Raw genomic sequence first — 1,373 nt, forward strand, 5'->3', positions numbered from 1 at the left:
GTTTTGATTACTTCCGACGTGGCGCGTTACACGTCGATGGTCTGGCTGACGTATGTCTCCCAGGTGGCGATCTGGCCAGCCTCTACCATGGCGGCCTGCATCTCGGGGTCGCCGAAGAGCGCCTCCTGGACCTGGCCGTAGGCGGCCCAGTCCTCGGCGGTCGTCAGGAAGCCGACGGCGTTGGTTCCCTGACCCCCGACCATGGTGACGAGCACAGTGACGTTCTCCGCGCCATGCTTGCGGGCAAGTTCGCTCGCGCGCTTCAGCTGCTTTTGAACGTCGTCCCAGGCCACGCCGGGATTCGGATGGACGATAGTGGTTGCGAGGATTGTCATCGTGGGCACCTTTCACTAGAGGGGACCCAGACAGCCTCTGGCGTGGCAAACTGCGAGCCTAGAGTAGCCGGCTACTTCAATCTTCCGCAGATCTCCGAGCGCCCGTTGCGGGCGAGCAGGTTTGCGCGGCGGACGCGGCACCCGACAACTTGGGCAGAGCGTGAATCGCCAGGGGGTGGGGTTGATTACGCGCCCCACCGGGGTTTAACCGGCCGCATTTGGGGAATGGTCATTGGTTAGCCCGAACGGGCGGTAGCTGCGAATGCTAGTGATTCACGAGCTGCCAAGCCCGTCCCACCGGATGGGTTGTTAAGCCACCAGCAAACCCTGAATAAAACCAGAATATACTATTGACCAGGGAAGTCTATTGAAATGTTGTCTAACGGAGCTCGTGACTCAGCGAACAAATTCATACAAAAGCAAAGATTAATGAATTCGGACTGGAATCCGAATCATAAATACATTCAACAATGCCCTGAATGCGAAGGCATACACGAAACACAAAGGCAGAACGACGAATATTGCATTCGATGCAAAGACAATAAAATGACCGCCTAGACGGCCTCGGAGGCCCGGGGCGCGCGAGCAGGCCCCGACGCGGCAACTAGTTTGCTAGCCAATGCACTTTGGCACTAGCGCGCGGCGGCATTCGGGTGTTTGCTTACCTTGTGGCTAACCGCCACGAGGTACAGGAGGCACCATCATGACCATCGTCACGTACGTAGTTATCCACCCAAACCCGGGCGTCCAGTGGGACGAGGTGCAGAAGCAACTCAAGAAGACAACAGACCTCGCTCGCAAGCACGGCGCCGAGAACGTCACCGTGCTGGCGACCATGATCGGGGGCCCGGCGACCAACGCCATCGGCCTGCTTTCCACAGCCGAGGATTGGACGCGGTACGGCCAGGTCCAGGAGGCGCTCTTCGGCGACCCCGAGATGCAGGCCGCCATGGTAGAGGCTGGCCAGATCGCCACCTGGGAGAACTACGTCAGCCAGACCATCGACGTGTAACGCGCCACGTCGGAAGTAATCAAAAC

2 protein-coding genes are annotated in these 1,373 nt (G+C 59.1%); one reads left to right on the forward strand and one right to left on the reverse strand.

All coding sequences use genetic code 11. The features are described 5' to 3' along the window. Positions 1-26: 26 nt before the first annotated feature. Positions 27-335 carry a hypothetical protein gene (locus A5686_RS17030; RefSeq protein ID WP_067936597.1) on the reverse strand — a complete coding sequence of 103 codons (309 nt, stop codon included), beginning with the start codon at positions 333-335 and terminating at the stop codon, positions 27-29. A gap of 703 nt (positions 336-1,038) precedes the next feature. On the opposite strand from A5686_RS17030, the gene A5686_RS17035 reads away from it, so the two are divergent. After that, positions 1,039-1,347, forward strand: coding sequence for a hypothetical protein (locus tag A5686_RS17035; RefSeq protein WP_067931293.1), 309 nt, complete (start codon positions 1,039-1,041; stop codon positions 1,345-1,347). Positions 1,348-1,373: the final 26 nt, after the last annotated feature.

The sequence above is a fragment of the Mycobacterium sp. E2479 genome, from assembly GCF_001667925.1.
Taxonomy (GTDB): domain Bacteria; phylum Actinomycetota; class Actinomycetes; order Mycobacteriales; family Mycobacteriaceae; genus Mycobacterium.

Excerpts from the sequence above, each read along its gene's own strand:
- A5686_RS17035 (WP_067931293.1), top strand. The coding sequence starts at position 1,039 with ATGACCATCGTCACGTACGTAGTTATCCACCCAAACCCGGGCGTCCAG.
- A5686_RS17030 (WP_067936597.1), bottom strand. The coding sequence starts at position 335 with ATGACAATCCTCGCAACCACTATCGTCCATCCGAATCCCGGCGTGGCC.